Raw genomic sequence first — 6,876 nt, forward strand, 5'->3', positions numbered from 1 at the left:
GTCGCGGGTGATGCCGGCATTGTGAATGACCAGGTCGACGCCGCCGAAATGCTCTTCGATGAAGTCGGCGATCAACTTTGGTGCTTTGTCGTCGGTAATGTCGCAGGCCAGAGCCTTCCCGTTGATAGCGGATGTGACCTTTTCCAGTTCTTCCATGGCCGGCGGAATGTCGAGGCCGATCACGGTGGCGCCGTCCCGGGCGAGGGTTTCAGAAATGGCAGCACCGATACCCCTGGACGCTCCGGTGACCAGTGCCACCTTTCCAGTCAGTGGTGCGACGGGATTGGTGGCAGGGGCAGCGTTGCCTTTGCCGACCTTCACGACCTGGCCGGACACATAGGCAGAGCGGGCAGACAGGAAGAACCGAACGCTGGAATCCAGTTGCTTCTCTGCCCCTGGGGCCATCCACAGTAGGTTCGCCGTGGAGCCTTTCTTGCCGATTTCCTTGCCAACGCTGCGTACGAAGCCTTCGAGTGCCCGTTGCGCGGCGGCCTGCGGCGCCTTGCGACAACTGGCGGGATTCTGGCCGATTACCAGAACGCGGGCGTTGCTGCCCAGTTTTTTGATGGTGGGGTGGAAGAAGTCGTATAGTGCCCGCAGGTCGGCCGGACCTTTCAGGCCGGTGGCGTCAAACACCAGCGCCGAAAACTGCTGGTTGATGTCGGAGGCCAGGTCCAGCGGCCGGGCTTTGTTGCCGGCTTTCGATGAGTCCGCCAGGCGATTGCTTTCGCTGGCGTGATGAAGGGTGGCCGCGCTGGCGCCGAGAATACTGCCTAAAGTGGCAATGGCTTTTCCGCCGTTGGCGGCGCCGATGAGCACCTTGCCTTCGATAAATGGCTGGTCGGTGCGCTTCAGGCGCTTCAGTGGCGCGGGCGCGGGGAGACCAAGGGATTGTGCGGCGGTTCTACCAACGGGGGTGTTTACCAGTCTAAGATAGAGGTCGGACATGGGGGCTTCCTTGTGGTTGCAATCGGTTCTCTGGATGCGGATTGTCTACAGGGTAAAGAATCGGACAGTTTTTGGATTGACTCAATGCCTGTAGGGTGTTGTCAGGGGTGCCAATGAGGCATTGTGCGTTGTCGCTACACTTGTTGCCAGCCTGGGTGCAGGGAGCATTGGGGGCTGGCCTCCCAAAACACGCTGTGAATACGTCCTTGTACGCTCGGCTCCGCCATCCATGGCTCCGCACGGTTTTGGGAGGCCAGCCCCCAATGCTCCATCCGGCAATGAAATTTTCCGCAAAAGGATTGGATTGATCATGGCAGAAGCATCGAAAACTCCACGCAAGAAAACCGCTACTTCAAAAAAGACCAGCACAGCCCCTTCGGGTATTCGCCGCGTAGCAGTGCTGGGTGGTAACCGGGTTCCGTTTGCGCGGTCCAATACCGCCTACAGCAAGATCAGTAACCAGGAGTTGCTGACATCCGCGCTGCGGGGGCTGGTGGATCGGTACAGTCTTCAGGGCAAGCGCCTCGGGGAAGTGGCGGCAGGGGCGGTGATCAAGCATTCCCGGGATTTTAACCTTACCCGGGAGTCGGCGATGAGTTGTGGTCTGGCGCCGGAGACACCGGCTTATGATATTCAGCTGGCCTGCGGGACGGGGCTGGAGGCAGCCATTCTGGTGGCCAACAGGATTGCCCTGGGGCAGATCGAATGTGGTATTGCCGGTGGTACCGATACCACGTCCGATGCGCCGATTGGTGTAAGCGAGGGGCTTCGGGAGATTCTGCTGGATCTGAACCGGGCCAAAACCACCGGCGAGCGGTTGAAGATTCTGGCGCGGTTCCGGCCCGCGCACCTCGTGCCCTTGGTTCCGGAGAACCGGGAGCCTCGCACCGGCATGTCCATGGGGGAGCATGCCCAGGTGATGGCCAGGGAGTGGGACATTCCCCGGGAAGATCAGGACAGGCTGGCCTGGGAGAGTCATCAGAAGCTTGCCAAGGCCTATGAAGAGGGGTTCTTTAAAGATTTGCTGACGCCGCTGGCGGGGCTGGACAAGGACAATATTCTGCGGCCGGATACAACCCTTGAGAAGCTGGCGACGCTCAAGCCGGTGTTTGACCGGGACAACGGCACCATGACGGCGGCCAACAGCACGGCGCTGACTGATGGCGCCTCCTGCGTGCTGCTGGCCAGTGAGGAGTGGGCGAAAGAGAATAACCATGAGGTGAAGGCGTGGCTGACGTTCTCCGAGGTGGCAGCGGTGGATTTTGTGGACAAGAAAGAGGGGCTGCTGATGGCGCCAGCTTACGCCGTACCCCGGATGCTGGAAAAAGCGGGGCTGACACTTCAGGATTTCGATTTCTACGAGATCCACGAAGCCTTCGCCTCGCAGGTGCTGTGTACTCTGAAAGCCTGGCAGGATCCCGCCTTCTGCAAGGACCGTCTGGGGCTGGACAAGCCGGTGGGCAGCATCGACCGGGACAAACTCAATGTAAAAGGCAGCAGCCTGGCCACCGGCCATCCGTTCGCCGCCACCGGCGGGCGCATCATTGCGACCCTGGCCAAGTTGCTGGAGGAAAAGGGCAGTGGCCGCGGCCTGATCTCCATCTGCACCGCAGGCGGGCAGGGGGTAACAGCGATTCTGGAGCGGTAAGTTTCCGGAAAACCGGAACTTTCCTTTGACAGTGCCAGGCTCAGCCCTTATCATGCGCGCCACGTTGATCAGGGGTTCCCTGAGCAACAACCAGTTTGATGCGGGGTAGAGCAGTCTGGTAGCTCGTCGGGCTCATAACCCGAAGGTCGTTGGTTCGAATCCAGCTCCCGCTACCACATAAAAGAAAGGCAGATCAGTTGGTTACTGGTCTGCCTTTTTTGTTTTCTGAGTCTGAAATTTTCTCCGTGCCCTCATCGTGCCCTATGCGTGCCAATTTCCGACTTGGATATTTTGGCCCCTCTTCGTTGTTGACCGTAAGTCTTCTGGGGCACGGGGCATTAGCTTCTGCCCGCATGCCAAGAAAGAGAGTCACTTTTCGCCTTCAGATCCTTCCGACTCGTCCGAGACTTCCTTGATGTGCGTGATTAATTGCTCAACCGAACAGTCGAAATAAGTGCATAGCTTATCAATGTTGTCCGTCACTGTGCTGTGGCCGGGGTGGTTGATGATTTTCGACAGTGTCATCCTGTTGATGCCGGTGTCCTTAGCAATTTCACCAATAGTGATTCGTCGTTTCTCGGCAAATTCCTTATCTGCTATCAATTCCTTCAAATGGAAACGGATCATCTCTCTGCTCGTTTGATAAAACAAATAATCAAACGCCACTTGCAATTATCGCTATGTGGCGTATATTGGTGATCAAGTGATAACAAAAGTTATCAACTGATCATTGATTGGCGAAAGGAGATGTTCTCATGAACAACACGTACCTGACAACTGAAGAGCTATCAGAGCGTATCAAGTATGACCCCCGGACCATCCGTCAGTGTCTGAAAGACAGCGTCCTGTTGGAGGGTAAACATTATATTCGTCCATTTGGCGGCCGAAAAATCCTCTACATCTGGGAGATCATCGAGGAGGACATGCTCAGCATGGCTCAGAACAATCTGGCCATCCCGATGGCGAGCGGAGGTGTTTGTCATGGCTAAGGTGCGAGCACGAGTCGATACAAAAAAGCTCTTTATCGATTTCCGGTACCAAGGAATACGCTGCAGGGAGCAGACTCTATTGAGTGACACCGCCCGCAACCGTAAACAGCTGGAGACATTGATCCAGCGAATGGAAGCCAAAATGTTGGTCGGGGATTTTGACTACGCCGAGTTCTTTCCGGGAAGCAAAAACCTCAAAAAGCTTGAGGACGCTGGGGTCCTTCCCACAAATGGTGAGGGTGTTCTTGGTCAGTCAGAATCAGATACTCCTCTGTTCACAGACTTCGCTGACCAGTGGTTTCTCGAATCGAAAATCCAGTGGCGGAACTCCCACACGCGTAATGTGGAATCCATTCTGGCTAGCTCTCTGAAGCCAGCTTTCAAAAATAAACGGGTAGGCGAGATTTCCAAGCCAGACATTTTGGCTGCACGTAACAAGATGGCTCGGCGGAAGGGAAGGGGGGCGAGTGGTTTGATGTCGCCCAAGACCATCAACAGCCACATGACCATTCTGCGAATGATTCTGACGGAGGCGGCGGAGCGGTTTGACTTCACGAATCCCTATCTGAATATCAAGCCGCTGAAACAGCAGAAGGTACACATCGAGCCCTTCTCCCTGAATGAGGTAGAAAAGATCCTCGAAACGGTCAGAGAGGATTACCACAACTACTACCTGGTGCGTTTTTACACCGGCATGCGAACGGGGGAGGTTGATGGCCTCAAGTGGGAGTACGTGGATTTCGAAAAGCGGGAAATCCTGGTACGTGAAACACTCATCCACGGCCAAACCGAGTACACAAAAACGGACGGCTCTCAACGGGAAATTCCCATGTTTGGCCCCGTGTACCAGGCACTCAAATCCCAGTACGAGGCCACCGGCAAGTTCAGCAAGTTCGTATTCTGTAACCGGCTGGGAGAGCCACTGGACCACAATAACGTGACCAAGCGTGTTTGGTACCCTTTGTTGGAACACCTCAAGCTGAAGAAACGCCGTCCCTACCAGACCCGGCATACAGCGGCGACGCTACTCCTCGCGTCGGGTGAAAACCCGGAATGGGTCGCCCGCACTCTGGGCCATTCCTCAACGGAAATGCTGTTTAAAGTGTATTCCCGCTATATCCCGAACCTGACTCGCATGGATGGCAGCGCCTTTGAGCGCCTGATTCAGAGTCGGGTCATCGAAAACGATAAGGAGGTAGGTGATGAAACTGAATGATCTACGCCCGTTGATGCAGGAAACTTTTAAAGGCACCTACCGACTGACGGGGCGTGTTGCCTGTTTTGATGATGAAGGCATTCCGTATCTGAAACTTCGGTTGAGCAGCTGTGCCAGCGACATCGTGGTTCTGGCGGTAATTGGTTCTATATTGATTCCAGAGCATTTGGGCCACATGGATCTGGTCGTGGTCAAAGGGCAAGTGTGTGTTGGTGCGGAGGAAAGTGAGATCCTGCTGACCGATATCCGCCGCCCGTTGCAGGCAGACGTTGCCGGCTTGCCTGCACTGCAGACTTTGCCACGGACGTTCTGCCCTAAGCCGGAGGCATTGGATCAGCTGGTTGCTGCGGTACGGTCTTTGCGGTCAGCCCCATTACAGATGTTCATAAAGCGAGTATTGGAGCGCCGTGACAGATTGGAGGTTTTCCTGAAAGCTCCGGCGAGCAGGAATTACCACCACAGTGAGCCCGGCGGTCTGCTGGCTCATTCCCTAGAGGTGGCGAAGAACGTACTGGTCATGACGGAGGCCAATGAACCCGAGATGCCTTGGGAGCTTCAGGAGCTCGGTTTCGTCGCTGGTTTGTTGCACGACATTGGCAAAACCTACACTTATGATACGTGGGGTAAGCCGACAGCAACCGCAAGGTTGTGCGACCACGCCGACCTAACTCTGGAGGCCTGCGCCTACGGTCTGGCTTATCTCGACAGGGTAGACCCTGATGCGGCGCTTGCACTCCGGCACATTTGGACCTGCGCCTCCCCCGGCGCGCGCTACGGTGCCACCCCTGCCATGACGCTTGCCCGCTATGTTCGTGACGCAGATGCCCAGAGTGCCATGGCTGACAATCAGCGGAAGGCCTACCGAAAGCGCCAGCCAATCGGTTTTGGGCGGCTTGGAAGCAACGTGTATTGGCGGCCATCAATCGAAGCTCATGGATGAGGCAGATGAAAACGACAGTGAGGGGTGTGAGCACGTTGCGGCCACACCCCTTTCTTTATCCGGCGGTGCGAGGGGATAGCGCTTGGGCTAGGAAGCAGGCATTTACCCGCCAACGGTGCTAAGGTCAGGAAAAATATAGCGTCCCTAGTGAAGGATATGCCAAAAATCTACTACCTCCATGGCTTCGCCAGCCGCTTCGATATCAACAGCGACAAACTCAAAACGCTCGCCAGGGTTGGTCCTGTCTATGGTCACGACATCGATTACACCCAAGGCTCGGAAGACGTTATCGAAGAGAGCTTGGACAAGCTGATGCAAGTGAACCCGGATCTTCTGGTTGGGACTTCGATGGGAGGATGGCTGGCGGGTATTCTGGGAGCCGAAGCGGGTATTCCGTTTGTTGCCATCAACCCGGTGACGGAGCCTGCCCACGCTCTCAAGTCCTGGATAGGGCCGGGTGTCGATCATCAGGGGCAGGCCTATCAACTGACGGACGAAGTGGTTTCTAGCTACTATCCTTTCACCCACTATGGCAGCGGGTTAGTACTGCTGGATCAGGGGGATGAACTGCTTCCGTGGAACGACACCGTCAGGGAGCTTGGGGGTTATTTTTCGGTACACAGCTTTGAGGGCGGGAGTCACCGGTTTGAGCACATGGAAGAAGCGCTAGAGCTTGTTCGGGAGCATGTGAAGGATTAATGCTACGAGGGGCTGCGTTAACGACAGTGCGACTGTTCCTCACTCGGCTTCGGTGCGACCGAATGTGTCAGAGCGCGACCTAACACGTAACCGGCTGCCACACTCACCAGTGCTGTCACTGGCCCAATCAGGCCTCCCACTAAGCCCCCAACAAACATCAGTACTACGCTTTTCATACAGACTCCTCCCGCCTTCCTGGCAGCTGTATTAGTCCGAGTATAAAACACTGTGCCCAATGATGGGTTGACCCATACGTATTATCTTTCCAAAATACTGTATATTCAAACAGTATTCGGTGTAAAGCATGTCCTGCATTCTGCTTGGTGACTTTGAATCCTTCTCCCGCCTGAACATTCCGATGTTTCTGGAACGGGTCTCGGCTGGCTTCCCATCTCCGGCGGAGGACTACATTGAGAAAACCATCGATCTGAACGAG

7 protein-coding genes and 1 tRNA gene are annotated in these 6,876 nt (G+C 55.7%); 6 read left to right on the plus strand and 2 right to left on the minus strand.

The features are described from left to right. The coding region (locus tag B2W52_RS15645; protein WP_286803703.1) for an SDR family oxidoreductase at positions 1-948 on the minus strand (948 nt) is incomplete at its 3' end. A 310-nt stretch (positions 949-1,258) separates the two neighbouring features. Here B2W52_RS15645 and B2W52_RS15650 point away from each other — a divergent pair. Both B2W52_RS15650 and B2W52_RS15655 read left to right on the plus strand, forming a co-directional pair. Continuing rightward, positions 1,259-2,596, plus strand: a complete 1,338-nt coding sequence (locus B2W52_RS15650) for an acetyl-CoA C-acetyltransferase (RefSeq protein ID WP_075267570.1) — start codon at positions 1,259-1,261, stop codon at positions 2,594-2,596. 99 nt (positions 2,597-2,695) lie between these two features. Then, positions 2,696-2,772 (plus strand) — tRNA-Met (locus tag B2W52_RS15655). Positions 2,773-2,965: 193 nt separating this feature from the next. On the opposite strand, the gene B2W52_RS15660 is transcribed toward B2W52_RS15655, so the two are convergent. Then, positions 2,966-3,262: a helix-turn-helix domain-containing protein gene (locus B2W52_RS15660; protein WP_227497735.1), complete on the minus strand. Its 297-nt coding sequence runs from the start codon at positions 3,260-3,262 to the stop codon at positions 2,966-2,968. 89 nt (positions 3,263-3,351) lie between these two features. On the opposite strand from B2W52_RS15660, the gene B2W52_RS15665 reads away from it, so the two are divergent. The 4 genes from B2W52_RS15665 (at position 3,352) to B2W52_RS15680 (ending at position 6,440) form a co-directional block, all read left to right on the plus strand. Next, the gene (locus B2W52_RS15665) at positions 3,352-3,585 is read left to right on the plus strand and encodes a hypothetical protein (RefSeq protein ID WP_008170356.1); all 234 of its coding nucleotides are present in this window, start codon (positions 3,352-3,354) and stop codon (positions 3,583-3,585) included. Next, entirely contained in the window at positions 3,578-4,801 is a 1,224-nt protein-coding gene (locus tag B2W52_RS15670; protein ID WP_039881820.1) for a tyrosine-type recombinase/integrase, read from the plus strand. The genes B2W52_RS15665 and B2W52_RS15670 overlap by 8 nt, the downstream gene beginning before the upstream one ends. Then, entirely contained in the window at positions 4,788-5,741 is a 954-nt protein-coding gene (locus B2W52_RS15675) for a TraI domain-containing protein (RefSeq protein WP_008170352.1), read from the plus strand. Before B2W52_RS15670 ends, B2W52_RS15675 begins: the two co-directional genes overlap by 14 nt. 156 nt (positions 5,742-5,897) lie before the next feature. Next, the gene (locus tag B2W52_RS15680; protein WP_039881819.1) at positions 5,898-6,440 is read left to right on the plus strand and encodes a YqiA/YcfP family alpha/beta fold hydrolase; all 543 of its coding nucleotides are present in this window, start codon (positions 5,898-5,900) and stop codon (positions 6,438-6,440) included. The last annotated feature ends 436 nt before the right edge of the window (positions 6,441-6,876 follow it).

The organism is Marinobacter sp. UBA2498, assembly GCF_002341575.1.
Classification (GTDB): domain Bacteria; phylum Pseudomonadota; class Gammaproteobacteria; order Pseudomonadales; family Oleiphilaceae; genus Marinobacter; species Marinobacter manganoxydans.

Excerpts from the sequence above, each read along its gene's own strand:
- B2W52_RS15650 (WP_075267570.1), top strand. The coding sequence starts at position 1,259 with ATGGCAGAAGCATCGAAAACTCCACGCAAGAAAACCGCTACTTCAAAA.
- B2W52_RS15665 (WP_008170356.1), top strand. The coding sequence starts at position 3,352 with ATGAACAACACGTACCTGACAACTGAAGAGCTATCAGAGCGTATCAAG.
- B2W52_RS15670 (WP_039881820.1), top strand. The coding sequence starts at position 3,578 with ATGGCTAAGGTGCGAGCACGAGTCGATACAAAAAAGCTCTTTATCGAT.
- B2W52_RS15675 (WP_008170352.1), top strand. The coding sequence starts at position 4,788 with ATGAAACTGAATGATCTACGCCCGTTGATGCAGGAAACTTTTAAAGGC.
- B2W52_RS15680 (WP_039881819.1), top strand. The coding sequence starts at position 5,898 with ATGCCAAAAATCTACTACCTCCATGGCTTCGCCAGCCGCTTCGATATC.